The following is a 26,813-nucleotide window of genomic DNA, read 5'->3' on the forward strand; positions in this document are numbered from 1 at the left end:
GACACAACTCCTTCAACGGAAATGCATGCGACAACTGCTGGGCCGGACATTGTATTCGCCTCGAATGCCCAGTAGAAATGCTGCACTGCAAAGTGCAAGGGAATTGCCGTGACGGTGACCGTTCATCGCGAGAAAGCGCATGTCCTCACTCTGGACAGCATTCGAGGAATTGCCGCGGTCACCGTGGTGATTCACCATGTGATCCTGATGCCGACCTTTCTCGCGGCTTTTCCGAATCGTGCGTGGATCGACTGTGCGTTCTTCCGCAGCGGCGGATTTCTCGTCGACCTGTTTTTCGTACTCAGCGGCATGGTGATGTCGTTGAGCTATGTGCAGTCGGATTTCGGTCGTTTTTCCTTGCGCGACTTCATGGTCCGGCGCTTCGCGCGTGTTTATCCGCTGCATATCGTGATGCTTTTCGTCACGCTTCTGTTTCGGCTGGTCCGGATCGGGCTTGTCATGGCCGGGATTATCGTTGCGGTCCCAACGGTGTTCGAAGTCAACAATGCCTACTCGTTCTTCCTGAACGTCTTCCTGCTCCATTCGTTGGGTTTCGTTCACTACTTGAATTGGAATGCGCCGAGCTGGAGCATCAGCGTCGAGTTTTACACCTATCTGGCTTTCGGCGTCGTCGTGCTGATTGCGCAGAGGCTGGGTTCGCTTCGCTGGCTGTATGTTTTGGCGTTGCTTCTGGCTGCCGCGAGCTGGTTCACGCTTGCGGTGATCCTCGACAAGCGCGATCTCGGAGCACAGTACGATTTTGGTCTGTTGCGCTGCTTTACGAGCTTCTTCCTCGGTGTGCTCACGGTGAAGATCGTCTCGCTGTTGCCAAGCTCTATCCGTGGCGCCAACGTGTATCTGCTTGGCGCGTTTCAGTTGGCGTCGATGGTCGCGACTGTCGGGAATGTCTGGCTTGTGGAGGCCTATCCCTGGATCTCCTTCGCCGCGCCTGTGACCTTTGCGGTGTTCCTTGGCTCCCTTCTCGCATTTCCCAATGCCGCCGTTGTGCCTCCGATGCTTGTTGCCAGGCCGCTGGTTTGGCTCGGCGCGCGGTCATATTCGATCTATATGGTCCACGCCTTTGTCGTTCTGCTCGCGGAGTATTTCGTCCGGGCGTTGGGAGCTCGGCCGGTGGCGGCTCTTGATGCGGTGTACCCCGGGCTGTCCACGACCCTGAATCTGGTGGTCGTTGTCGCCGCCGTTCTGGTCCTGTCGAATCTGACTTACCGCTACATCGAGCTTCCAGGCGGCAGGTGGACCAAGAATATCCTCGGCAGGATTCCCAATGTGTCGTCGTCCAGCGCCGTGCCGTCCGCACGGCCATCGAATTAGGGAGTTCGGTGTAGATGATGACCCACACGGTCGCGCCCCAAAACAGGTTGAAGTTTGATCTCGGCTTCAATCTCGAAGCCGTGGCGCTCACGCTTTACATATTCCGCGATGCCTTTGGTGGCGCGGCGCGATATTATACGAGTATCCTTCACGTCGGCGCACTCTGGTTTTTGCCGGACGTTGTCGCGATGCTGTGCATCGGCCTGTTTGTTCAGCGCTGTATTATACGAAACAGAAGTATCGTAGCCACGCTCGTTCTGCTCCAGATCGTGCTCTCGCTCGGCATCGGGTATTTTTTTCTGGGCACGATCAACGCTCTCTCATCATCCTTCAAGATGATGCTTCCTGTGTTCGTCGGCTTCTCCTTCTGCGACAGCAATTTTGGTTCCTACAAGAAATTGCTGATGATCTTCACGGGTGTGTTCTACGCCTCCGTCATTGGCGTGTTCCTGTCCAAATATACGACCATGCCGTGGACTGGCTTCAAATACGAATCGTTCGGCGCCGTTCGAGAGGCGGGGCGGTTGTGGTGGGCCGCCGCGGAGCAGCGTCTCTCGGGCTTTGCAGCCGACAACACGATGGCGGCGTTCTTCATCCTGATCACCTTTGTCGTGACCTCGATCCGGAAAAGCACCTTGTGGTGCCTCATATTCGGTTCGATCGCGGTCTACGCGATCAAGCTGACGACGAGCAAGACAACGATGCTCGTGCTCCTGCTTTACATGGTGCTGATGTTGCTGGTCCGGAGCCTGCCGGAGCGCATGAAGTTCAGGGCGGTGCGGACGATCGCATTATGGTCGTTCGCCTCGATGTTCGCGCCATTGATTCTCATCCTGCTCGCCTCGGGGGCGTCGGTTGGCAACAAGGATCTGCTGTTCAGCATGATGGACCGGATCAACAACAGCTGGCAGCTGCCTTTCGTGTACATGAGCGAGCTGATGCCGGTTGGCTTCATCACCGGGTGCGGCGCCGGTTGTTTCAACTATCCGCAGCAATTGTTCTCGAACCTGGTTTCGTATTGGGTGCCGGTCGATAACTTCTATATCGGTACGTACCTGATGTTCGGGTTGCCGTTCGTCCTCTTCATGTGGATGGTGTTCCGGACGACTTTTCTGGTCACCGACATCTACAAACTGTCCCTGATCTTCACGGTCAATCTCTTCACGATCACGGTTCTGAACTATGGTCCCTCGACGGGGCTGCTGATGATCGCGCTGAGCTTCAGTGAGGTGTTCTCACGTCACGCGTCTGTTGCTCTGCAGGTGCCTTCTCGACGGCCGGATTCGGGGCGCGCAGGTCTGTCGGAAGAAGAACATCCTGCCATCGGAGCGACCGTGCCGCGGCCCGCTTCGTAGGTCGAGCCAGGGAAGAATTGTGATGCATAAACGATTGGCTTTCGTCGACACGCTTCGCGGCATCGCCGTGCTGTCGGTCGTGCTGCAGCACTCGCTGGAGCAGATTGTGCTCAACCAGCAGACCGGAAGCTACTATTGGGCGTTTCACCGTGCGCTCGGAGAGTATTTCAACTTCGGCCGCTTCGGCGTGGTGCTGTTCTTCTTCGTCAGCGGCTTCGTGATTCCCTACAGCTTTCCGAAGAGTGCCGCGCCGGTTCGGGATTTCGTCGTCAGTCGCTTTTTTCGCCTTTATCCGGCGTACTGGCTCTCGATCGTCGTTCTGCTGGTTCTGTCCCCGACCATTGAAGGAAAGACCTTCCCGCTGTCGCACGTTGCGGCCAACGCGACCATGTTTCAGATGTTCATGGGCATTCCCAATATCAGGATTGCCTATTGGACGCTTGCGGTCGAGCTCATGTTCTACGTCAGCTGTATTGGCTTGTTCGCGACCGGCTTTCTCACGCGCCGCTTGACTGCGTTTCAGATTGTCGTCGCGACGTGCGTCGTCGGCATCGTTGCTTTCCCGTTCGTCAAAATTCACGCCGTGTGGGGCGTGCTTGAACTGGCTCTTGACCTGACGGCGATGTTCTTCGGCAAGGTGATCCGTGATACCGTCATGGAAGACAAGCTCAGCTGGCGCCATGTCGCGATCTGCGCCGCTTTGTATGTAATCTTTGCCGCGGGCGTTGCGTACAGGCGTTACGGCATCGACTACCAGGAGAATTTCTTCTGTGCTTACGGGATGGGCGGCGCCTATATTCTGGCCGCCTTCGTGTTCATTGGTTTCGCGGCCCTCGGTGAGAAGGCTGCCTGGCGCTTCATGTCGTTCGTCGGGACGATCAGTTATTCGATCTACCTGATGGGGTCGTTCGCCATGATCGTCATCTTCTACTTTTTTGGCGGCGGGAGCGGCCCCCTGCAGTGGTTCCTCTTCACTGCCGCCGTGGTCGCCGCGTCCATTCTCGTCAGCTGGCTGACCTATCTGACGATCGAGAAGCCTTCCATCAACTTCGGGCATCGATTCCGATCCCCGCGCGCGTTTGCTTCGGTGCCGCTCCAGCCGTCCCTGCGAAGCCAGGGGGCAGAGTGACGATGCCGGCGCACGCATCCTATGCCGAGGCCGGCGGCGGTTTCGTGCCGTCCATTCAGGGCCTTCGCGGCGTCGCGGCGATGAGCGTACTGATTGACCATTTTTGTGACATGCCGAAAGGCGGCGTCTACGACATCCCCAATCCCGGGTTTCTGCCGCCGATCTGGCCGTGGCTGCAATCGGTGATCAACTCCGGCGGGCATGGTGTCGAGTTGTTCTTCATGATCAGCGGCTTTCTGATCCCCGCGAGCCTGGTGCGGCACGGGTCGATCGGAAAGTTCATGTATGATCGCATGCTGCGCATCATGCCGGTGTTCGTCGTGCTGCATCTGGCGTTGTTCGTGGCCGGCCCCATTGTTGGATACAAGTTCTTCCGGGGCATCGATCTGCCGACCTATCTTCAGGTGTTTTTCGCCAACCTGTTCTTCGTCCAAGACGCGATCGGGCTTCCGATCGCCCAGCAAAACGCCTGGACGCTGACCTACGAATGGGCGTTCTATATCCTGTTCGCTTTTTGCTTCGGTGCCGTGGTGCGGCTGAAGAGCTGGTGGCTTGCCGCGCCGCTGATCCTTCTCGGATTCCTCTGCATCCTGCATTGGCCGATTACTGCCTTCTTCGTGATCGGCATGCTTTTCAGCGCGAGCAATCTGCGCTTTCGGATTACGGGGGCCGTGGGCGTCGTTGCGGGGCTCACCTGTTTTGCCGCCATGTATGCCGCACTCGACGTGTTGCATCCTTTTGCTGCGCTGGTCCCGGGCTTTCTGCTGTTCGGAATGGTGCTGGCGACGGGATCGGGAATGGCCGGCCTGTTGAGTTTGGCGCCGCTGCAATACATCGGCAAGATCAGTTACAGCCTCTATCTCGTTCACCCCTTCGTGCTGTTCCCGTTGCAGGTCATCGGGTTGAAGCTGGTCGATCGCGGCGTCGATCGCTGGCTGCTATGGAGCGGGTTCGTGATTTTCGGGCTGGTGCTCGCCTTGATCGCAAGTGCGCTGAGCTATGAGATCATCGAGGTGCGCCTGCGCCGGTTCATCGATGGGACGCTCCGGCACATTCTCGCGCGGAAAATGGCGCAGAGCCCGGCGGCCTGATCGCGTCAGGCAGGCCTCTGGTAGAACCGGCGCAGCCGCAGCGCCGGTTTTTCAATGACGTTCCAGGAGAAGGCCGCAAAGCCGAGCGTCAACACGATGACAATCGGCAGGATCATCGCCAGCGAGAGGCGATGATCCGGCCCCAGCATGCGCTGGAAGATGTCGATCGTCGCCTGCGTGATCGGGAAGCCGTAGAGGTAGATGCCGTAGGAAAGATCCTGGCTGAACAGGCGATCGAATGCTTTGAAGCTCTGCATGCCGATGTAAACCGTGCAATAGGTCAGGAAGATCCCGGCGAGCGGCAGCAGGACGTTGAGCCACATGATCGCCGCGTAGCAGAGCGCCGAGGCCGCGAAAATCGCCCAGTGGATCGGCACGTATTTGGCGTGCAGGCGGAACACCATGCCGAAGAAGAACATGAAGACGAGGTACCAGCCGGCCAGCCTCGTCGAATCGGACCGGACGTTGAAGGTCGCGGGATCGACGAAGTAAGCGACCAGTTCGGCCACGAGTGCGGCGCCCACCAGCAGCGTGATCCAATGGATCTTTCGCGGCTCATTCGAGATCATGCGCACGAGCAGGAGCGCGAAGGCGAAGACGTAGCACCAGAGTTCCCAGGGCAGGGTCCAGAGATTGGCATTGACCATCTCCGGCCAAGGATTGTGCAGGAACAGGCCGGGCAGCTCGAACGTGACGTGACCGACGATGTTGCCGAAATAGCGGTAGAACTGGTACTCGGACAAATATTGCGACAGCGGCAATTGCGTCAGCAGCGGTCCGACCACGAGTGCGCAGAGCGTCACCTCGACGCTGAGCGCCGGGACGATCCGCAGCACGCGGTTGATGAAGAACGTCTTGAGATCAGGATTCTTCATGGCGCTGCCGGTGACCAGGAAGCCGCTCAGCGCGAAGAACATCCCGACCAGCGCGATCAGCCCGGGCCGGAGCAGTTCCTGGATGATTTCGGACGCATGGAGGTGGCCGAAGGACAGCGCAGTCAGTCCTCCCATCTTGTCAAAGGCGGCGGCGCCGGGATCCTTGAGAACGTAGACGGCCATTCCCGGTTCATCGAGCTTCTTGACGAAGGCGGCCCCGGCGAACAGGCCGGCAACGGCGACACGACAGTGATGCGACACGATGACCAGCGACAGCAGGTGCCGCATCATGTTGAAGCCCGGTCCGAGGCCTTCGTTCCTCGCCAAAATGCTTTCCGCGGTTTCCTGCCGCGCCAGGCCAGACTGGATGGTGTCGGGCAGCCGCCAGAGGCGCAACGGTGCGGAGGGGCGCTCGCGGCCGAGTGTGCCCGGCAACGAAACGGTTGCGAGCTCTGCGTCTCGATCCGTTTGCGACATTCTCGTCAGCCTTTCATGCGCCTGTTTGGCGGCATCAGCGGATGCCACGGAGTTGGAGCCAATTCATGGCCGTGCGGCCGCCTTGGCATAGCATCGAATTGCGGCGTTCGCCCAACCGAACGCGGCTTATGCGACGATCGAACGGCGGCGTCCGAGCCTGCGGCAATAGGCAATGAGCGGCTGCTCGACATACCAATGGATCAGGATCCCGGCGAGGACCGACGCGACCACCGCAGCAATGACGAACAGCGCGGACGGCAATGGATTGTGGAGACGCGCGGAGATCTGAATCAGCACGACCGCGGTGGCGGCGTGGGTGAGGTAGATTGAATAGGAGGCGTCGCCGAGCAGCATGCCGAGGGAATGCAGCGGTCCCGGCTTCTCGGTCGAGACGACGCCCAGCCAGACGACGATGGTCGCGAACAGCGTCCACCAGAGGGCGCGGAGCCCGTTGTCTTCCGACAGTGTCGCCCCGACAAGGGCGGTTGCCAGGATGGTCGCAGCGAGTGTGAGCAGGAATGCTGCAGGATAGCGGCTCTGCACGATGGGATACCCCTTCAGCCACAGCAGACCCAACGCAAAACCCATGCCGAACTGAAGGTTGGGCATCATGATGTTGCCGTAACCGACCACGGTCGCAAGCGCGAGCCCTGAACTCTCGGGCTGCAGCAGTTCCGGCCACGCCAGCAGGTGAGACGCCGCGTACCACGCCAGCGGCGCAAGGAACCAGGCGGCCAGCACATATGAAAGCGGGCGCGGCCGCAACATGGTGACTGCAAACAGGATGTAGAAAATGAGCTCGTGCCTGAGCGTCCAGACCACGTGGGGCCGCAGCTCTCCGATCGGCCACAGCGCCATGGCGCGCAGGCCGGGGAGAAGATCGATCTTCGCCGTGCCGGCCATCGACAGCAGGTTGTATCCGATCACGCATGCCCACATGAAGGGAATGATGCGCACGAAGCGCCGGGCGAAGAATTCCGCACGCGTGCTGCGGATCGGGCCGAATGAAACAATCGTGATGATGAAGCCGCTGATGACGAAGAAGATCGCGACACCGAACAGGCCGGTTTCAGCGAGCGCAAACGGACTCTCGCCGTAAGACGGCGGCAGGCTGACCAGCCAGTTGACGTGCCAGATCACCACCAGAATGGCTGCAAAGCCGCGCAGGTATTGAATTCCCGGTACGATCCCTCCCTTGGGGGACCGCGCACCCTCGATATCCGTCAATGTCGCCTCAATGCCGCGCTGGTGCTCGATTTTACCGATCGCATCAATGATCGGTCAAATCCTGATTTTTTGGCGCGATGATGATGAATGAGGCAATGCCGCAGCGACAAGGCGGCCGCATGCGGGCGCGCCGGCGATCCCGGATGCGTGCGGCGAGGGGGCCCGCCGCACGCTATCCCGGCTCGATCAGACGAACAGGAAGTCGCTGCTGGTCACGTTCGCGGCAACGACGTTCTTCAGCAGGATGGTGTCGTTCGCCGTGACGTGGATCACGGTGTCGGCACCGGACTGGCTGAGCTGGAGCTGGCTGTAGTCGGTGGCCATCAGCTTGGCGATCGCGACCGTGTCGTGGCCCGTCGCCGATCCGGCGTGGAAGCCGTTCACCGTGTCGTTGCCGCCGCCGAAGGAGATCGTGGTCGATCCGACGCCGGCCGCCGCAAAGGTGTCGTTTCCGGCGCTGCCGGCAAGCGAGATGCCCGCGACCTTGGCCGACGCATTGTGCGTGCCGTCCGAGTTCAGGATGTCGACATAGGCCAGATTGCCGGCCGTGTTGTAGGAGTCGTGCTCCGTGTTGGTCGCGTTGAAGTAGAAATTGTCGTGCGACCCGTCGGCGTTGTTGACGTACATCTTCGCCTTGACGCCGTCGGCGTAAACCGTCGTCGCGTTCGAGCCATCCGTATTCTGAACGTAATCGCTGGCGATCTTGCCGCTCGAATAGGTCTGGGTATCCTTCGAGCCGTCGGCATTGCTGATGTAGACCGACGTCTTCACGCCGCTGCTGAAGTTGGTGGTCGTGGTGTTGCCGCTGGCTTTCGCCACCGTCTGGGTCACGCTGCCGGTCGTATCGTAGGCGGACGACAGGGTCGAGCCGTCGGTGTAGTTCTGCACCTCGGTCGTCTTGTGGCCCGTGCTGTCGTAAAGATCCGTCGTGATGCTGCCGTCCGAGTTGACGACCTTGGTGTATTGCAGGGTGCCGTCGGCGTGCAGATCGGTGATCGACGTGATGGTGCCGTCCGCCTTGCTCTGCTGGATCTCGGTCGTGTACGCCTTGCCGGTCACATTGTAGGCAGTGTTGGTGTGCGTCCCGTCGGCATGGGTTTCATAGGTCGCTGTCTTGATGTCGTTGCTGTAGACCGTCGTCGACGACGAACCGTCGGTTTTCTGGATCAGCGTGCTGGTCAGGTGGCCCGCCGTGTAGAGGTCGGACTCCTTCGAGCCGTCGGCGTTCGTGATGTAGACCGACGTCTTGACACCGCTGCTGAAGTTGGTCGTCGTGGAATCGCCGCCGGCCTTCGCCACCGTCTGCGTGACGTTTCCTGTCGTATCGTAGGTGGACGTCAGCGTCGAGCCGTCGGTGTGGTTGAGGACCTCGCTCGTCTTGTGGCCGGCACCGTCATACTGGTCGGTGGTGACACTGCCATCAGCATTTACAACCTTGGTGTACTGCAAGGTGCCGTCCGCGTGGAGGTCGGTGATCGCCGTGATCGTGCCGTCCGCCTTGGTCTTCTGGATCTCGGTCGTGTAGGCTTGGCCGGTGACGTTGTAGAACGTGTTCGTATGTGTTCCGTCGGCGTTGGTGACGTAGATCTTCGATTTGACGCCACTGGTGTAGACGGTCATCGTCGACGAGCCGTCCGTCTTCTGGACGAGATCACTGGCGATCTGACCGTTGGTGAACAGCTCGGATTCCTTGGTGCCGTCGGCGCTGGTGATGTAGATCGAGGTCTGGACGCCGGCGCTGAGGTTTGTGGTCGTGGTGGTCCCGTCAGTGGCCTTGGCGACGGTCTGGGTCACCACACTCGAGGTGTTGTAGTTCGTGGTGACGCTCGATCCATCGGCGTAGTTGCGCACTTCCGAAGTCTTCTGGCCGGCCGTGTTGTAGATGCCGGTGGTGGTGCTGCCGTCCCCATTCAAGACTTTGGTGTACTGCGTTGTGCCATCGGCATGAAGGTTGGTGATGGAGGTCACGGTTCCGTCAGCCCTGGCCGTCTGGATTTGCGTCGTGTAGGGCTGACCGGTGATGTTGTAGGTGGTGCTGGCGTGCGACCCGTCGATGTTGGTGACGTAGACCTTGGATTTGACGCCGTTGGCGAAGACCGTCGTCGTCGATGATCCGTCGGTCTTCTGGACGAAATCACTGGCGATCTGGCCGCCGGTGAACAGCTTGGTTTCCTTGGTGCCGTCGGCACTGGTAATATAGACCGAGACTTGCACGCCCGCGCTGTAGTTCGTGGTGGTGGTGGCGCCGGCGGCTTTGGCGACGGTCTGCGTCACCACGCCGGAGGTGTCGTAGTTCGTGGTGGCGCTGGAGCCGTCCGTGTAGTTGCGTACTTCCGATGTCTTCTGGCCAGCGCTGTTGTAGAGGTCGGTCGTGGTGCTACCGTCCGCGTTGGTCACTTTCGTATACTGCGTCGTGCCGTCGGCGTGCAGGTTGGTGATCGAGGTCACCGTTCCGTCAGCCTTGGTGATCAGGATCTGGGTGGCGTATGCCTGCCCGGTGATGCCGTAGAATGTATTGGTATGCGTTCCATCGGCGTTGGTGACATATGTCTTCGACTTCAGGCCGTTTGTGTAAACGGCGGTCGAGAGGGAGCCGTCCGTATTCTTGATGGTCTCGCTTGCGACGCTGCCGTCCGAATTGTAGTTGGTGGTCTGCTTCGTGCCGTTTGCGCTGACGATGGTTTCCTGCGCTTTCACGCCGGTCGAGTACAGAACCGTGTCGCTGGTCCCGTCGACATTGACAAGCGACTTGCTGGTGATGACGCCGTTGGTGAAGTTCGAGGTCGACGTTCCCGTCTGCGTACCGGTCGCGCTGAAGAACTTCGTCTCGCTCCAGCTCGTCGTGGAGGTCGTCACGGAGAAGGAGTAGCCGCCCTGGATCGCCGCAAGGGCGTTTCCGTAGTGCGAGATGATGTAGTTCATCGTCGATACGGACGCCACGGCGAGGACATGGGTGTCCGTGAGCGTGATCGAATGCAGGGTGGTGGACGCGGAAAGATCGGCGAGCTCCGCGACGATCGTGGCGGCCGTGCCGGTGACGTCGGTGGCCTGGGTCGGATTCGACGCTGCGTTGGATACCCCGTCGATCTCGATGATGATGGGGTGATCGCTTACGGGAACCGTGAACGAACTCACATTGGTGTAGGTCGCGATCGGGTCCGTTCCACCGGTGGGATCGTAAACCTTGATGGACTGATGCACGCTGTCGAGCTGAACCGTGACGGTCTGGCTCGGATTGGTGATCTCGGTGCTCGTCTTGGGATCCCAGACCTTCGGTTCGGCCCAGACGACGAGATCGTAGGCACCGTTGCTCTTGCCGAGCACCATGCTGTTGCCGGAGTCCGGCATGTTGCTGAGCGTATAGTTCAACGGGGTCGTCGGCTGGTGGTTGCCTGTTCCGTCGTCGTTGAGGATCGTCGTCAAATTATGGACCGCGGTGGCAGCCAGCTTGGGCGTTCCGTCGTCGTAGAACAGCCCGAAATGGCTCTGCGCATTGGTGTCGCTGCTCGACGAGTTGCGATCGAGCAACTCATAGAGATAGGTCTTGCCGACGCCATCCTTGAACGCGTCCATCAAGGTGTTGAGGATCGATTTCGCCTGAACCGCCTCGTCCACGCCCAGGAACGGAGTGGTGCTGAGCGTCGTGTAGCCGGTTTCGGTAATGACCGAGGGATCGCCGGGAGACACCGAGCTCGCGAGATTCAGCGCCGCCGCCACCGCGGCCCCCGGCGTGGTGCCGGTGCTGACATAGGCGTGGGAGTTGGCATAGTCCGAGGACGAGCCGAGATTGCCGAGCTTCGCGAAATCGTTGGGATCGTCGTAGCCGAGAGTCAGATTGTAGACGGGAAGCTTTGCAAGCGACGCATCCGCCTTGATCGCCGTGTAGAGCGCCTGCTGAAACTGCGCTGCGGCCTCGATCGTCGAGCTGCCGTTGTAGCTGAAAGCCTGGAGATTGGCCTCGTTCAAGCCTTCGAGCGCGATGATGCTGCCCGGGTGTGCCGCCTGGAACGCGTCGAGCGCGGCGACGTATTGCTGGAGGCCGGCTGCGCCCGCCGCCGGGATCGACGATGAAACGCCGAGATCGAACTTGTATCCATCGTTCGCCAAACCGTCGAGCACCGGCTGTGCTGCCGGGATATTCGTCAGACTGTCACGAAGCGTGGTGACGCCGAGATATTTCAGATCGGCTTCGACGAGTGCGAGATTGTTGTAACTGCCCCACGCATATGACACGTGTGTGTTGACGCCGATGGAACTCGTGAACGCACTCGCCGAGAGAACGGTTTGATTGGTGCTGGTGATGCTCGCCATGACTCGCTCTGGTGATTCCCGCTGTGATGCATGATGCGTAGCGGCAGAGTTTGTCAGTGACGTTAGAAAGAAGGCTAAAGATGTAGGTATCCGCGGCTTTTCGCGGAACGAACTGCAAGTATTTTCAGCACATTGCGCGACACTGCTTGTTCCTCACAGGAACTCGTCGCGATTGCCTAATTACGATTCACAATTGGCCCGTTGTTCTACGGAATGTTCCATGACAGCGACGTGAATCGTCTGCGCAAAAGAAAATGATTCGGCGCGCGCTAATGCGTGGACGCGGTGCTCGACGGTGATGCGCCGGGCAATTGATACTCGGTTCGCCATCCGAGTCGCTGTGCGTCGCCGTCAGCGATGGCCTCGAGCAGCGGACGCAACGCCTTGCTGGCACCATTAAGACTGCGGTAAGCCAGGATTGCCTCGATCGCGAGCAGCCCGACGTAGCTCGTTCGGTTGATACGATAGACAATCGGGGAGGTTGTATACCGTTTCTCAATCAAGATCCGGTTCCGGCAGGCATAATAGAGTCGCCACGCCGGTGCGTCGGGGCTGACGAGCGCGCTGCGCGCGCTGGCGCTCGGCTTCTTGTCCCAGGATTCTTCCGCGTCGTTGATGCAACCGACATCCGTCAGATAGATGGCAATGCCGGCGTCCATCAGGCGCAGCGAGTAGTCGTGGTCGTCACTATAAAGGACGAACTCCTTGTTCGGAGGCGAGACCTTCCGGACAGCGCCAATCGGCAGCAGGAGTCCGCCATAGGGAGCGGTCTCGATCCTGCGCAGATGAAACTCCCCGTGATTCTCCGGATCTCGCCGCGCGGATCGCGCGAACCGTCGCCATAGTTTCGACGGAAGCGAGGCGAGATGAAAGTTGAGGAACGAGTTGGCGCGGATGGCCACGGCGTTCTGATCGGCGAGCAACGTCGGATAGATGCCCCGATGCCTGCGCAATGCGCACAGCCCGGTATCGTCCGTCGCGCCGAGCGCCGTATGCAGCGCGAGCAAGCGGTCCAGGAAACCGTCCTCGCCGACATTATCGTCGTCCAGAATGAGGACGAACCCCAAATCGTCGTCTTCGAGCCGCTGGGCGGCGGTGATGCCGGCGTGAAAGCCGCCGGCCGATCCCAGATTTGAATCGAGCCTGATGACATCGACGGGAGGTATGGTTGCGAAATCGTCAACCGTCACGGGTCGGTTGCATCCATTGTCGACCACGATCACACGTTTGACCGCGGGGCTGGCCTGAACGGCCGCAACGGTCCGCCGCACCAGCTGCTCGCGCCGCCCGTAAGTCACGATGACACATGCGACCGAGCGCCCCGCTTCGGTCGAGCGATTGAGGACGATCGGTGGCTTCGATTCGAGGGGAGCGTTCGACAATTTACTCTCGCTTGGCGTTAAGTCGTTCCATTCGGGCGACATTATAGATACTCAGTCGAATTGGAACGGCAATTCCTCCGGCAAATTTCGCCACAAAAGCGTGCAAACGTGTTGTTCGCTCCGATAGCGGCTGCGCTTTGCCGGAGAGAGCCTATTGTGATCATATTGTGAAGGTCGGTCGCGCAGATGCAGGTGATGATGGATCGGAGACGGATGCATGCAGTTTCTCGGGCGCATGGAGGCGCAATGTTCCTGGCGATGAAGAGAGTGTTTCTGTCCGCGCTGTTGCTGACACTGGGTCTGGTGGCATCCGTCGGGAATGCCAGTGCGGGTCCGCTCACTTGGGGGGTCGACGGCCCCGACGCACGGCGCACAGACCTGAAGGCGGTCTTCGAGGTCATGCGAGCCCGCGGACTCACGCAGTACAGGGTCAGCGCAAATCTCGCGCGGGACACCGATCCCTACGAGGTCCAGATGTACCGGGACATGATTGTGCTGGCCAAGACCTACGGCATCACGCTCAAGCCGATATTGGCGACCCCGTTCGCCTGGGGCGATCGCACCGATGGCGGCAAGTATCCGGCCGGCGACTGGAATGCGCTGTATCAGCAGGCCTACTCGAGAACTTACACCTTCGTGATCAATTTTAAGGATCAGATCAACGACTGGGAGATGGGCAACGAGATCAACCTTCTGGCGCTGGATTCGGGCGGCAAGAAGCTCTACGGCCACGGCTGGACCGCCGAGGAATTCGACATCCCGATCATGAACGACTGGGTCGCGGTCCTCAAAGGCATGTCGGATGCGATCGACAAGATCAATCGCGAACACGGGACGCATTTGCGACGCGTGCTCAACACCACCTCGACGATGTTCGGCTTCCTCGACTTCATGGCGTCGAAGGGCGTTGGATTCGATGTCATCTCCTATCACTACTATGAAGTCCTGAATCAGAATCCGAACCGCGCGTGGGGCGGCAGCAGGCAGTCCTACAATCTGTTCAAGAAACTGGCGACGTACGGCAAGCCGGTCGTCTTCAATGAAGTCAATTGCGCGGAGATCTACAAGCCGGCTTACGAGAACGAAGCCGGCAAGCCTCTCACCGAGGCGTGCTACAAGAGCCTGCACGCCACTTTGAGCTTCATCGCCAATCAGGTCGATGCCGACATCGAGAGCGTGCTGATCTACGAGTTATTTGACGAGCCGAAGAAGGCCCCGCCGGAAAACCGCTTCGGCCTGATGTATGACCTCAAAACACCGAAGGTGCCGCTCTACATGCTATCGCGCTTTGCCGGAAAGGAACTCGCGCCGCACGAGGCGGAGGAGCTGACCAAGCGGGGCATGTAGGCGCGGCACGTGCGGCGCCTACGGCAACATTCGGCCTAGATCCAGAGCCACGGACAAACGGTGTCCAGTGCGACACGGACGTAGAACTTCCAGATGTTGTCGGTTGCATATCCCTTGTTGTCGAGGCCGCGGATGCCGCTGACGAGCGGCACCGTCCGGAACCGTGGAACGAATTTTGACGTTCTCGGCGCGGCCTCGAAATCGTCACGTAGCGCCTTTTCGGGGAATGCGGCGGCGGACGTCTCCTCGTAGAGCTTGCACTTGCCCTGGAGATATTGGCGATAGCCAGCTTTGGTCCACGCCATCATGTACATGTCGACCACCCTTTTGGGGTAGTTCCGCATGTTGACGTAGAAAGCGAACCCTTTCGGGGTCTTCTGGATCAGCTTGGCAAGATTCAGGACGATGTAGCGGCCGGTCACCTTCCAGATCGGCGTGTCGGCTTCGCATTCCCCGATGAAGCGCGAATTCGCCATCGCGTGGTCGAGCAGGAATAGCTCGCCGTAGCCGCGGCCGTACATCTGGGGATAGTCGAGCCCCGCAAAGGAAATAAACTCGATCTTGTCGACGATGTTCAACTGCTCGGCGATGGCCTTGAGACTGGACAGGTCGGATTCCGAGTTCTCGACAAAGACGATCTGGTCGATGCACTGGCCGACCAGCCGGCCGTAGAACCAGAGCGCGTCTTCATAGTCCTTGCGGCGGAGGGCGGGATCCTTCCGCCCGAGGCTTCGCACGTCGGCTTTCGGCGTGATGGTCGCCGTCAAAATCAGAATATTCATGGGTCCTTTCGATGTCATCTCATCAATCCCTCGCGGCGCATGGCTAGGTGGCAGCAACGCGCTCCTTGTTGAGTTCGAGATCGCGCAGGCCGAGCAGGCTTCGTGCCAGTTGGCGATGAAACAGCAGGTAGCTGATCGCGATCGTCAGGACGTATGCGGTCGTGCCAAGCAGCCAGGCTGACTTCGGCGTGGCGGCCATCTCCATGATGCGATTTGCGACAACGAGGCCGAGCGTCGTGGCGACCGTTGCGGGCGCAAGCGCCTTGACCAGATCAAGCACCGGCAGCTTGGTTTCCCACGAGGTGATCAGCATTGTGGCGACGGACACGATGAGCGTCACCGCAAGATAGATCTTGATGATCCCGATCAGCCCAAATCTCAGGCCGATGACGAACGCTACGATGGTCGAGATGCTGTTCGCGGTCGAAACCCAGAATTGCAGCTGAGCCTTGCCCCGCGACAGCAGCATGGCGCCGCTATAGGCGGTGATCGACTGCGCTGCGCCGGCAATCGACATCAGCCCGACCAGCGGGATGATGCCGGTCCACTTGGCCGGAAAGAACGCGGTGAAAAGATAGTCTGCGCCGAACGTGAGATACAGCATGCCGGGAAAGACCACCGCGGCCGTCAGCGACAGCACGCCGCAAATGATCTGGTTGCGCTCCTGCAGCGATCCCTTTGCGGCCTGGCGGCTGAGTGTCGCCATGAGCACGCCGCTGCCGGGCCAGGTGATCACCATCAGCGGAAGGATCATGATCTGGTAAGCCAGACCGTACAGACCGACGGCGGCCGCGCCCACGGCACCGCCGATCAGGACGTTGCCGACCGCGCGACCGGCAAAGTTGAGCAGATTGCTCGCCAGCACCCAACCGCCGAAGGTCAGGATCGAGCGCACGCGGCCCCATTGAAAATTGAGCTGCACATCCTTTCGCGCGATGATGGCGAAGGCCGCGGCGCGAACGATCTGCACGACGACATAGTAGGCGACCAGCGACCAGACGCCCCAGCCCAGGAAGGCGCCCAGAACGCATGTGAGCACCGACACGATGACGGCGACGATCTCGACGCTCGCCACGACCTGGTAGCGCAGGTGCCGTTCGAGCACGGCGCGCGGGCCGAGGGCAGCAATGGAGAGCACCACCGAAATCGACAGCGTGGCGAGGACGCTTCCCAATCCCTCCATCTCGAGACCGGCGGCGAGAGGCGCGGAGATGACCGCCAGGATCACGGCGCAGAGTAGGCCGATGGCGCAGATCAGCGTGATCGCGGCGCCCGCGTCGTTCCGATCGAGCGTCGGCCGCTGCACCATGGCGCTCGACATACCCAGATCGGTCAACAGCGCGATGAATCCGACGAACGGCAGTGAAAAGGTGACGAGACCGAATTCGGCCGGCGCCGCGAAATACGTCATCATGACGGTCATCGCGAACTGCAGGCCGGACTTGAGAACGTTCATGCCGGACATCGACAGCAGATTTTTCAGCATTACGTCGATCTCCGGGCGCCACGGGATGACGCCCACTCAGGTTCCATGCGGCCCAGCCCTGCACCCGCGCGTTTATCTCGCACATGCACAACTGGCAAGACAAGCAATCGGGCAGCAGGCATTGCCAAGTTGTTGGGCAGGCCATTTTTCATTGCGAACAGCATCGCGGCGTCACGCTGTCGTTACACATCCGATCGGGATGCGCCGGCGGCCTCGAGGAAGCGCCCCTTCCAGGCGAGGAGTGCGACGATGGCGGTTGCGACCACGATCTTCGCAACCAGCGCAATCGGCGACGCCGAGGGCACGGCCGAAAATGCGCCGATGAAGGCTGAGCCCGCGACGGATGCCGCGACCAGCCCCCATCGCGGCGTTGCGCCGAACCGCACCATGGGTCCCGCCGCGAGCACGATGACGATCGCGGTTGCGACGATCGCACCGACCAGGACACAGGTCGGCGATCTCGTGATCGCTTGTATCGGCACCGCCACGGCCAGGACGAGCAGCAATTGGCACAGGGCGACGACGACGAGACGCGTGGCAGACTTCGTCAAATGGGGTGCGATCGCGAGCGTGGATTGCAGATGGCAGTGCATGAAATAGAAGCCCGCTGCGGCCGCCGAGGTCTGGAGAAAGCTTGCCAGAATGGACGCCGGAACGAACAACTGTCCCGCGTCCGGCAGAAAGCCGATCAGGCCTCCGAGCATCACCAGCGTGGCGCAGATGATGAAATCGAGCAGATGCGCGACGGCCGCACGGGAGTCGTCGGCACTGCCGCGCTCGTATTGATGGACGACTTCGGGATAGTTGACGGTGTGGATGGCCGCGACCAGCACTGCAAACGGCCGCTGCAGCAGGTCGATCGCCATCGAGAAGCCAGCGGTGACCGCGGGAGCGCTCGCACCCAGCGCTGAAACGACGACGAAGCGTATCGAGACCGGGACCGAGAGGTGGAGCACCGAGGCGCCGGCGGCGAGCATCCCGTAGCGGGCGAAGCCGCTCCAATCCTCCAGCAGGGCCGGACGCGTCACTTTCTGAAGTTTGTGGGGATGCAGCAGCTGCCCGGCGATCAGGCTGGCGATCTGGGCGCCCAGCATGCCGAGCAGCGCCGCGTGCGCCGTGCCGTGGAGCCACGCGCCGGCCGCCGCGCCGCCCACCATCAGCGTGGCTCTCAGAATGAGGAGAAACGCGGCTGCGCCAAGCCGATGCGAGACGCGGACAACCATGAAGTGGAGATCGGTCGCGCCCTGCGCCACGGCCAGTGCAAGGCCGACCAGGCCTACGCTCGTGGCGATCGGACTAGCGATCGAAACGGCGAGGCCCCCGATCACCAGAAGCGCGAGCGCGCTGGCGAGCGCGGCGCCGAACAGGGACGTTCTCAGTCGCGCCGCGTTGTCATGCATGGCGGCGGCCAGGAAGCGCACGCCGGCCAATTGCAGCCATTCGAACATCAGCACGCTGAGCAACTGACTGGAGGCGAGCGTGAGCGAGAAATTGGCGTAAGCGAGCGGCGAGAGGATCCGGCCGAGCAGAAAGATGAGGATGATCGCCGCAGCACTCTGGTAGACGACCCCGACAAGCGCGAACAGGCGGGTCATGGCAGGTTCAGGCTGCGGGCTGAAGCGCAGGACGGAACGGGCTTGTTGCGCAAACCGGTCATCCCAGGGCTATTGCTTGTGCCGGCTCAGGAGCTCGAAGGCGTCGCGATATTCGGCGATGACGTCGGTGAATGTCCGATGGTCGTTCTTCTCGGCGAGCTTGTCGACCATCGCCGCCAGCTCGTCGGGATTCGACATGATGCGCAGAATGCTGTCCGCGAGCGACTTCGGATCCGGCGCGGTCAGCCAGCCGACGGCACCGCGCTTGACGGCCTCGGGAATCCCGCCGAATTGAGTCCCGAGGAAAGGCTTTCGTGCGGCTTGCGCGTCGGCAACGACGAGCGGACCCGGCTCCTCCCAGATCGGCGGAATCACGACGACGTCGATCTGACGGTAGAATGTCTCGGGCTCGACGAAGCCGAGAAATTCGATGCTCGCCTTCGGCGCGATGGCCCTGAGCTCGTCCTGTATCTCCGCGTCCGCGACGCCCGCGATGACGAGGCGCACCCGGTCATTGGGAAGATGGGCCAACGCCTTGACGAGATTGTAGATGCCTTTTTCTTCGGTCACACGGCCGATGAATCCGAGGGTCAGGACGGGACCCGCGGAATATTTCGAAGGCGCGGCGACCGGCACCGTCGATGCGTGAGGGATGACCTTGCGCAGCTCTGTATCGGCGAACAGGCCCGTCTCCAGATGGATGTCGAGGATGCGCTGGCTCACGCCGACGACGCCGCGCAGATATCGGGTTGCACTTCGGCGGTTGATGGTCAGCAGCCTGCAGCTCATGCAGGTATGCTCGCAGGCCTTCCCCTTCGAGAAGCGCGAGCACCGCGGGCAGGTCAGATAGTAGTCGTGCAGCGTGTGCAGCACCGGCACATTGAGTTCGGCCGCCGTCTTCCACACCGCCGTGGTGAGGCCCGAGAGGTTGTTCGAGTGCAGCACGTCGGGCTTGAATGCCCTGATTCTGCCGGCAACAAGTTCGGCGTTTTGACGCCAGTCCTCCGTCGCGTGCCACAATCCGCGCGCAGGCGCGCTTCGCTGTCCGGTGAAGGGCCGGTAGATGTTATGGACGGGCGCCGAGTACACATCGATGCCGTTGCTCGTCTCCATCGCCTGTTCAGGCAGCGAGGCGGCGCGAACGACTTCGACTTCATCGCCACTCTTCAAAAGGCCTTCGGCAACACGGCGCACGAATATCTCGGCCCCGCCGACCACCTTCGGTGCGCCCGGTGTCGGGTACAGTGACGATGTGATCAATATTCTCATCGGAAGGATCTCATCCAATATGCATCTGTGAACGAACCCCGAGAGTCCCTCTCATCTGTCTCCATCGGTGTTCGAGCTACCTTCTAAATAGACGTCGAGATATTGTCCGGTGACAGCTTCCGGTGTGAAGCTGGCTGCAAAGTCAGGCCGAGGCGGAAAAGTCTGCTTCCATTTTGGTGCTTCACTGATTGCCTGCTTCATCAGTTCGGCCAGTTTGTGGTGGTCACTTGGCTCGTACGAGCCGAGTGAGGTCGAGAAATGAGAGATTTCTGGTATTCCGCCGGCGGTTGAGCAAATGGTCGCACGTCCGGCGTTGATGCTTTCTATCAGTGTCCGCGGCAATGGCTCAGGCCAAACCGAGCTAATGAGGCAAACATCCACGGCGGAGTAAAATTCCGCGGACTTTACAAAGCCAAGCCATTTGATCCTCGGATTATCATACCGTCCTTTCAGCTCTCGCTCATAAGCTTCCAAGCCCTTTCCGGCGATTTTGAGTTGCCAGCCCGAATCGGGGAGCAGAGAGACCGCTTTAAGGACGACATCGATGCCCTTTTCGGGTTCAACCCGGCCGATAAAGCCGAAAGTCAGGTCGGCGTCCGGAGACGGCGGGGCAAGTCCCGCGCTGGAGTCCGCGATGTTGTAGATCACCTTGTGAGGTACGCCCGGGAAGAAACCGGGTTTCAGGTGCCGGTCCAGCACATACTGGCTGTTGGAGACCACCGCATCGACCAAGCGCGAGGCGTAGAGATATGGCATGGTCATCGTCTTGCATGCCAGGCAGCGCTCCTTGCACGTGTCGCCCTTGCTGAACAGCGTCGACCGTTTGCAGATCAGCGAGTAGTCGCGCAGCGTATGGACGACGCGTATATTGCGACGCTTGGCCTCCGCCCACAGCGACACGGAGAATCCGGTCAGATTGTTGGTGTGAACGACATCCGGCTTCTCGGTGTCGAGAATCGCGGCAAAGCGCTTGGCTGCACGCCTGTTCCAGGTATCGCGCAAGTGCCATCGCAGTCGGTCGAGCCGTGGCGGCTTCCGCGTCTGTCCAAACGGCCAATAGGTGTTGTCGATCTGCACGCGGTAGGTGCGGATGCCGTTGCGATCTCCGACCGAGACGTCGCCCGCCTTCTGCAGGCAGACGACGGCGACCTGGTGGCCGTTGCGCATGAAGGCTTCTGCGAGCAGCGATACCGATACCTCTGCTCCGCCCATGATGTCGGGAGGATAGAGGGTGTTCACGATAAGTATCTTCAACGATCGCCTCATGCGTTGATCGTAGATGGGGGCGCACCTCGCTTGCCACGCAATAGCTGGCTCTGCAATCGCATTCGAGCCCAAAACGACGTGAACGCTCACGCCGGAATGAGGCCGAAACAGTCACACAATATTCAAGAAGCGGGCCATGACGTCCTGCCCGGACTCTCGCGCGTGGCGAGATCCGGGCAAGAGAGAGTCTCGATCGTGGCCGTTACTTGAAGTTTACTTGGAGTTGACCACGACGCTGGAGATGTTCGACGCGTTCGTTGAAGCGGCGTCCAGCGGGGCCATGAGCTTGATGAATTCGGTCGAGGGCGATTCCGCGACCGAAATCACGTCGTGATCGCGCATCCTGAAGGTGTCCGCCTGGAACCAGCCGTCAGGCTTGCTCATGTCGAACTTGTAGACGGCCGGGATGGTCTTGGTCGGGAATTGCGAGACATTGACACCGATGCGCTCGAGCAGCGGCTTCGGCTCGAAACGATAGACGTAGATCGACTTGGAATCGGCGCGGGTGCTATCGAGACCGCCGGCTTTCGCGAGCGCCTCGGCGAGCGACATGTTGTCGTTCTCGAAGGTGAAGCGGCGGTTGTTGGTTCCGCCGATCGATCCCGGCGATGGCGTCGATCCGAACGCCATGTAGACCCTGGGAATGCGGGTCAGGAAGACGACGTCGCCCGGAGCGAGCAGCACGTCCTCGTTGGGATTATGCACGACCGAGGACATCGACTCGTTGTAGGTGCGTCCTTCGCGCTTGATCGTGATCGTGCTCTCGTAGGACGGGTACTTGGGGCCGCCGGCGCGCGCGATCGCGCCCATCAGGCGGATGCCGCCCGGGTCGACCGGAAAGCGCTGCGGCGAATTGACTTCGCCGAGCACGCTGATCTGGTTGCCGCGCTGTTCTGCGACGCTCACGACCGCCTGCGGATCGATGGCGCGATCCTTGAGGCGTTCGCGGACGATGTTCGAGACGGCGCGCGGCGTCAGACCGGAGACCTTGATCGATCCGGCGTAGGGGATGTTGATGTTGCCGGACTGGTCGACCTGCTGGCGCGGGATGTCGACGAAATTGCCCGGCCGCACGCCGGCTTCGCGCGGAATGAACAGACCGCCCGCCTGCGCTTCGTAAACGGTCACGGTGACGATGTCGCCGACGCCGATGGTGACGTCGCGATAATTGCCGCCGGGGAGGCGGGAGAAGATCAATCCGGCGCTGTCGGTAAACCCGTTGGTCGCCTGCAGCACGGCCGGATTGACCGGCATCAGTGCATAGGCGAGCGGCGCGGTCGGCTCGGTGATCAGCGCGGCATTTGTTTGCGTGGAGACGGCATCGGGAGCGTCTAACGGAATGAAGCCCGCGCAGCCGGTCAGAGAAATGCTGATCGCCGCAACGGCCAGAATCCGGCTAATCCCGAAATCCGAATGAGCTTGTTCGGTCCTAGCCAATGTCTTTCCCTCGCGCACACCTAAAATCTGAATTACCGTAGCAACTGTTCAGCTACTGAGTCACTGCTGCGTCTTCGTGATTATGGTAAAGCACTTATGGCTGTGACCTTATTGCCACTTGTGAACATACGTACACGTGCATTCGATTGGTCAAATCTTGTGCTGGATGTGCTCTTTTCTAAGCAACTCGCAAATTAGACATACGAGTGTCAGACCGATGTCACGATTGAGGCCTCGGTTCATCCAGCGAGCAGCGCGCAAGCGCGACTGGCGCATTCGACAGCATCTCCGCGAGGCGTCGCCACCGTAAACTTCAGCTTTCGAATTCGAATCAGAACTTACTCTGCGTTGTATTTTCGCGGATCTTGCGGTGAGCTTGGCTGTCGCCCGTCAGCATCTGCATCGATATTTCCGCAACGGGATTCCGCCTCCGTTAACCCCTAGATTTGGAAGCTGGCGTCACGCTGGCGTCCGTAAGGTCTTCCTAATCCCGATCCGGCTAGGTGTCGGGCAAACAAAAGGGAAGACGAAGACAATGTTGCAAACCGGGCTGTTCGCGGCGGGCTTTCTCATCTGTGCGATGGCCGTCATGTTCGCGATCGCGTGGTCGTTCTCCGATCAACGCGTCATCGATGCCGATCTGGCGCAGGGCGACGTCCACCGGATGGCCTGATCGACAGGTCTCTACGGTCGCAGATTGTTCGAGAAATCGGACTGCAGCTTCGCCTCGCCGGCCTCGCTTTCGCCCCATTGCAGGACGTCGGCATAGACCTGGCTCAGGTTGCGATGGGTCTGCTCGATGTCGTAGAGGCGGGTGAAACGCTCATATCCGGCCCGGCCGACTGCAGGCAGATCGAGCGTGGTTGCGCGCTTGAATCCTTCAACCAGCTTTTCGGGCGAGGCTTCGTCGCACAACACGCCCGTGGTGCCGTCTTCGACGATTTCCGGCAAGGCGCCGATGCGGAATGCGATGATCGGCTTGGCCGCCCGCATCGCCTCGATGGCGACGAGGCCGAATGCCTCCCAGCGCGACGGAATCGCCACCATGTCGGCCTGATCCAGTTCGGCCTCGATCTGGTTGCGGTCCATCCAGCCCAGCAGCGAGACGTTGGAGGGCAGGTCGCTTCTCTGGAATTTGCTGACGACCGAGGCGCCGATGAGGCGCACATCCAGCACGTCTCCGAGCGTGCGGGCCGCCTCGATCAGGAGGTCATATCCCTTCTGGCGGTCGAGGCGTCCGATGAAAAGGACCTTGATCTTCTCCGACCGCCACGGCGCTGCGCGCGTGTCGAGCGCGGGACGCTGCTTGGAAATCCCGTTATGCACAAGGACGAGGCGTTTTGCCGCGATTCCGACCCGCCTGGCGTCGACCTGCTCGCTGTGAGAGATGCAGACGATGCGATGGGTCAGCTTCGACAGCAGAAGTTCGGTGAACTCGGTGACGGCGCGGCTGAGACGGCCGGTCTCGCGGCCGAAGGCCCATCCGTGTGGGCAATAGACGATGCGCGAGCGCCGGTAGGTCAGCCACAGCACCGGACGCACCACGAGCCCGGCGAATGACGAATGCAAATGAATGATGTCCGGCCGCTGCTGCCGGACCGCGCGCATGGTCGCGGACAGCATGGCAAACAGGCCGACAGCGTTGCGGCCGTCGCGCGGGAAGGTGGTGACGGCCTCATCCTCGATGTTGACCAGGTCGTCGCGATGGTCGGACGGAACGACATAGCTGACATTGCCGCGTCCGAAGCTCGCGCTCTGATGCGGATGAAGCTCGTTGAGGTAGGTTGCGATGCCGCCTCTCACCGTTTCGGCGACATGCAGAACCTTCAGGCCGCTGGACAACGGTCGATCCTTCCTTGTCTTGCAGAGACCACGCGTAGCGTCTCCAAGCAGCAATATTTGGGCCGCGTCATCGTTCCGCTCCGCCGGACGCGGCCCCGCGGTGCCGATTTGGCCAGCACATCGAGCATGGCGGCGGCCGATTTGGTCCACGAATATGTCGCGAGCCGCTCCCGCTGCTTCTCCTGTTCCGCCGGCGAAATCCTGCCGAGATCGATTCTTTCGTGCATTCGCGCCGACAGCTCGCCGGGGTTGAGTGGGTCGAAATAGACGGCGGCGTCAGCGCAGGTCTCGCGAACGGCTTCCGCGGAACTCGCAATGACCGGGCAGGCGAAGTACATCGCCTCCAGGGGAGGGATGCCGAAGCCCTCGTAGAGACTCGGAAACACGAAAGCTGCAGCCCGGGCGAAGAGTGCGGCGACTTCCTCGTCCTTGAGGCGGCCGGCGATGACGATTCCGGCTTTCGACTCGGTCGCGCCGCCGCCAAAGACCTTGCTGTTGTCGCCTCCGACCACGACCAGCGGAACATCCGCGCGGCCGAGCCGCTCGGCCGCACGGATGGCGGTGTCGACATTCTTGTTCTTCGTCATCGAGCCGACAAAGAGGAAGAAGCGGTAAGGTTCGAGTCGCAGGGACTCGATGATCGAGAAATCGGGTTCGACCGACGCGAAGTGCTCCGCGCTGTTTGGAACGATCGGGATCGATCCGGGATCCAGTGAGAGCACGTCGGCAAGTTCGTTGCGTGAAAACGTCGAAACTGTTGCAATGGTTGCTGTGCGCGCCAGCAAATGGCCGAGCGATCGATGCAAGGCGAGGTATTGCCAGCTGAAGAAGTCCGGCCGCTTGAACACTTGCGCATCGTGAAGCACGACGAGATGGTCACGATGGAGCACCGGACCGGAATTGGCGAGGCTGACGAGGCGCGTGCCGGCGGCCGCACGCGCCAGATCGATCTGGTCCCAGGCGTGCCCGCGCAAAGTTCCAACTTGCTTGACCTTGATGCGGCCAAGACCGGCAAGCGTCTGTGCATCCGGCGGCACCAGAATCTGCCACTCCGCATCCAGGAGTTGCTGTGCTGCCTTGCCGCTCGTGAGCAGGCGGTCCATCGCTTTGACGATCTCGGCGGCATAGCGTTGCACGCCTGTCAGCGATTGTGTCAGGAACCTGCCGTTGATGGAGAGTTTCAAAGCCGATCTTTTTCTTTGCGCGTGTCTTGCGCGAACAATGCCTCAAGACTGGGCATCCGCGCGGAATGGACGGTCGATATGATCTCTAGCACATGCAGCGCTATCGTCCGAGCTTCCTCGCAGGCGGATAGCATGCGTGGATGCATGATGCCATCATGTTTCCTACACATTTCGATGCGCTTACATGGACAAGCCTCAATCGATGATGTCGTCATCGTCGAAACCTTGCCTCTCATGTCCTGGTCTGGCATTGCATTCGTGGAATGAACGAGATGACAACTTTGCGACCAGTGATCGTGACCGGCGCTGCCGGCTTTATCGGAATGCACGTTTGTGAACGGCTGTTGGCGCGTGGCGAACAGGTCGTTGGTATCGATGCGTTCACGCCGTATTACGATCCGGCGCTGAAGCGCGCGCGCCTCGAAAAGCTCAAGCAGCTTCCGGGCTTCAGCTTCCACGAGATCGACCTTGCGGATTTTGCCGCGGTGATCCGCGTATTCGACGAAGTCGCGCCCGATCGGGTTGTGCACCTTGCGGCGCAGCCGGGCGTCCGCGCCTCGATCGATGATCCCATCACCAGCATCCGCGCCAATTGTGACGGCTTTGTCACCGTGCTCGAGGCCGGCCGGCGCCATGGTCTGGCGCATCTGGTCTACGCCTCGTCGAGCTCGGTCTATGGTGCCAATCGCACCCTGCCGTATTCGACCGAGCAATCGGTAAACCATCCGGTCAGCCTTTACGCCGCGAGCAAGAAGGCCAACGAGCTGATGGCGCACACCTTTGCGCATGTTCACAGATTGCCGGTGACCGGTCTGCGCTTCTTCACCGTCTACGGTCCGTGGGGCCGGCCCGACATGGCCGCCTATCTGTTCACGCGCGCGATCTTCGCGAATGAGCCGATCAAGATTTTCAATCATGGCGACATGTGGCGCGACTTCACCTATGTCGACGACATCGTCGAGGGCGTGATCCGCACGCTTGATCGGCCCGCGGCTCCGAATCCCGCGTGGAATGCGGAGCGGCCTGAAAATTCGTCGAGCTATGCGCCGTATCGCGTCTACAACATCGGCAACAACAGGTCGGTCAAGCTGCTCGAGTTCGTCGAGACGCTCGAGAAGATCATCGGCAAGCCTGCGATCCGCAAGCTGCTGCCGATGCAGGCCGGCGATGTCCTGGAGACGCGCGCCGACATTTCCGCGCTCCAGCGCGACGTCGGTTTCGCGCCGTCGACGCCAATCGCGGAAGGCCTCGCGCGTTTCGTCGAATGGTATCGAAAGTACCACGGCGTGTGATCGCCGAAGCGAACGGCAAGACACAAAAAATACTCGGGTGGCGACGGTTAAGGTTTGTTCGGCTCACGATGCAGCTTGCCCTAATGTTGGGCGTGCGGCCGGATAGAGAAATGGTCTAGGGTGTTCGGTGGAAC

General features: G+C 60.5%; 19 protein-coding genes. 7 read left to right on the plus strand and 12 right to left on the minus strand.

Annotated features, from left to right (window positions below; all coding sequences use genetic code 11):
- The first annotated feature begins 108 nt into the window (after positions 1–108).
- Genes V1280_RS38200 through V1280_RS38215 form a run of 4 tightly spaced genes read left to right on the plus strand, consistent with a single transcriptional unit; the run spans position 109 to position 4,907 of the window.
- Positions 109–1,332, plus strand: coding sequence for an acyltransferase family protein (locus V1280_RS38200; protein WP_334535763.1), 1,224 nt, complete (start codon positions 109–111; stop codon positions 1,330–1,332).
- Positions 1,333–1,346: 14 nt separating this feature from the next.
- Complete coding sequence (locus V1280_RS38205; protein WP_334535764.1) at positions 1,347–2,687, plus strand: hypothetical protein; 1,341 nt, start codon at positions 1,347–1,349, stop codon at positions 2,685–2,687.
- Positions 2,688–2,721: 34 nt separating this feature from the next.
- On the plus strand, positions 2,722–3,816 hold the full coding sequence (locus V1280_RS38210; protein WP_334535765.1) for an acyltransferase family protein: 1,095 nt from the start codon (positions 2,722–2,724) through the stop codon (positions 3,814–3,816).
- Positions 3,817–3,818: 2 nt separating this feature from the next.
- Positions 3,819–4,907, plus strand: a complete 1,089-nt coding sequence (locus tag V1280_RS38215; protein WP_334535766.1) for an acyltransferase family protein — start codon at positions 3,819–3,821, stop codon at positions 4,905–4,907.
- A gap of 5 nt (positions 4,908–4,912) precedes the next feature.
- On the opposite strand, the gene V1280_RS38220 is transcribed toward V1280_RS38215, so the two are convergent.
- The 4 genes from V1280_RS38220 to V1280_RS38235 form a co-directional block, all read right to left on the minus strand.
- On the minus strand, positions 4,913–6,259 hold the full coding sequence (locus V1280_RS38220; RefSeq protein ID WP_334535767.1) for an acyltransferase family protein: 1,347 nt from the start codon (positions 6,257–6,259) through the stop codon (positions 4,913–4,915).
- A 126-nt stretch (positions 6,260–6,385) separates the two neighbouring features.
- Positions 6,386–7,486, minus strand: a complete 1,101-nt coding sequence (locus V1280_RS38225; RefSeq protein WP_334535768.1) for an acyltransferase family protein — start codon at positions 7,484–7,486, stop codon at positions 6,386–6,388.
- A gap of 186 nt (positions 7,487–7,672) precedes the next feature.
- Entirely contained in the window at positions 7,673–11,797 is a 4,125-nt protein-coding gene (locus tag V1280_RS38230; protein ID WP_334535769.1) for a beta strand repeat-containing protein, read from the minus strand.
- A 269-nt stretch (positions 11,798–12,066) separates the two neighbouring features.
- Entirely contained in the window at positions 12,067–13,179 is a 1,113-nt protein-coding gene (locus tag V1280_RS38235; RefSeq protein ID WP_334535770.1) for a glycosyltransferase, read from the minus strand.
- A 246-nt stretch (positions 13,180–13,425) separates the two neighbouring features.
- Between V1280_RS38235 and V1280_RS38240 the strand changes: the two genes are divergently transcribed.
- Positions 13,426–14,526, plus strand: coding sequence for a hypothetical protein (locus tag V1280_RS38240; RefSeq protein WP_334535771.1), 1,101 nt, complete (start codon positions 13,426–13,428; stop codon positions 14,524–14,526).
- A 35-nt stretch (positions 14,527–14,561) separates the two neighbouring features.
- Here V1280_RS38240 and V1280_RS38245 read toward each other — a convergent pair whose 3' ends face one another.
- From V1280_RS38245 to V1280_RS38270, 6 genes are all read right to left on the minus strand, one after another.
- Positions 14,562–15,308: a hypothetical protein gene (locus V1280_RS38245; RefSeq protein WP_334535772.1), complete on the minus strand. Its 747-nt coding sequence runs from the start codon at positions 15,306–15,308 to the stop codon at positions 14,562–14,564.
- Between the two features lie 43 nt (positions 15,309–15,351).
- Positions 15,352–16,794 (minus strand): oligosaccharide flippase family protein, encoded by a 1,443-nt coding sequence (locus V1280_RS38250; RefSeq protein ID WP_334535773.1) that lies wholly within the window; start codon positions 16,792–16,794, stop codon positions 15,352–15,354.
- A 182-nt stretch (positions 16,795–16,976) separates the two neighbouring features.
- Complete coding sequence (locus V1280_RS38255) at positions 16,977–18,389, minus strand: hypothetical protein (RefSeq protein WP_334535774.1); 1,413 nt, start codon at positions 18,387–18,389, stop codon at positions 16,977–16,979.
- Positions 18,390–18,458: 69 nt separating this feature from the next.
- Positions 18,459–19,658, minus strand: coding sequence for a glycosyltransferase family 4 protein (locus V1280_RS38260; RefSeq protein WP_334535775.1), 1,200 nt, complete (start codon positions 19,656–19,658; stop codon positions 18,459–18,461).
- 51 nt (positions 19,659–19,709) lie between these two features.
- Positions 19,710–20,897: a glycosyltransferase family 4 protein gene (locus V1280_RS38265; RefSeq protein WP_334535776.1), complete on the minus strand. Its 1,188-nt coding sequence runs from the start codon at positions 20,895–20,897 to the stop codon at positions 19,710–19,712.
- Positions 20,898–21,137: 240 nt separating this feature from the next.
- Positions 21,138–22,361, minus strand: coding sequence for a polysaccharide biosynthesis/export family protein (locus tag V1280_RS38270; protein ID WP_334535777.1), 1,224 nt, complete (start codon positions 22,359–22,361; stop codon positions 21,138–21,140).
- 535 nt (positions 22,362–22,896) lie between these two features.
- Here V1280_RS38270 and V1280_RS38275 point away from each other — a divergent pair.
- Complete coding sequence (locus tag V1280_RS38275) at positions 22,897–23,034, plus strand: hypothetical protein (protein ID WP_187437056.1); 138 nt, start codon at positions 22,897–22,899, stop codon at positions 23,032–23,034.
- A gap of 11 nt (positions 23,035–23,045) precedes the next feature.
- On the opposite strand, the gene V1280_RS38280 is transcribed toward V1280_RS38275, so the two are convergent.
- Positions 23,046–24,203 (minus strand): glycosyltransferase, encoded by a 1,158-nt coding sequence (locus V1280_RS38280; RefSeq protein WP_334535778.1) that lies wholly within the window; start codon positions 24,201–24,203, stop codon positions 23,046–23,048.
- Positions 24,188–25,387 carry a glycosyltransferase family 4 protein gene (locus V1280_RS38285; RefSeq protein WP_334535779.1) on the minus strand — a complete coding sequence of 400 codons (1,200 nt, stop codon included), beginning with the start codon at positions 25,385–25,387 and terminating at the stop codon, positions 24,188–24,190. The genes V1280_RS38280 and V1280_RS38285 overlap by 16 nt, the downstream gene beginning before the upstream one ends.
- Before the next feature lie 272 nt (positions 25,388–25,659).
- On the opposite strand from V1280_RS38285, the gene V1280_RS38290 reads away from it, so the two are divergent.
- Positions 25,660–26,679, plus strand: a complete 1,020-nt coding sequence (locus tag V1280_RS38290; RefSeq protein ID WP_334535780.1) for an NAD-dependent epimerase — start codon at positions 25,660–25,662, stop codon at positions 26,677–26,679.
- Positions 26,680–26,813 lie beyond the last annotated feature (134 nt).

The organism is Bradyrhizobium sp. AZCC 2230 (assembly GCF_036924495.1).
GTDB classification, from domain to species: Bacteria; Pseudomonadota; Alphaproteobacteria; order Rhizobiales; family Xanthobacteraceae; genus Bradyrhizobium; species Bradyrhizobium rifense.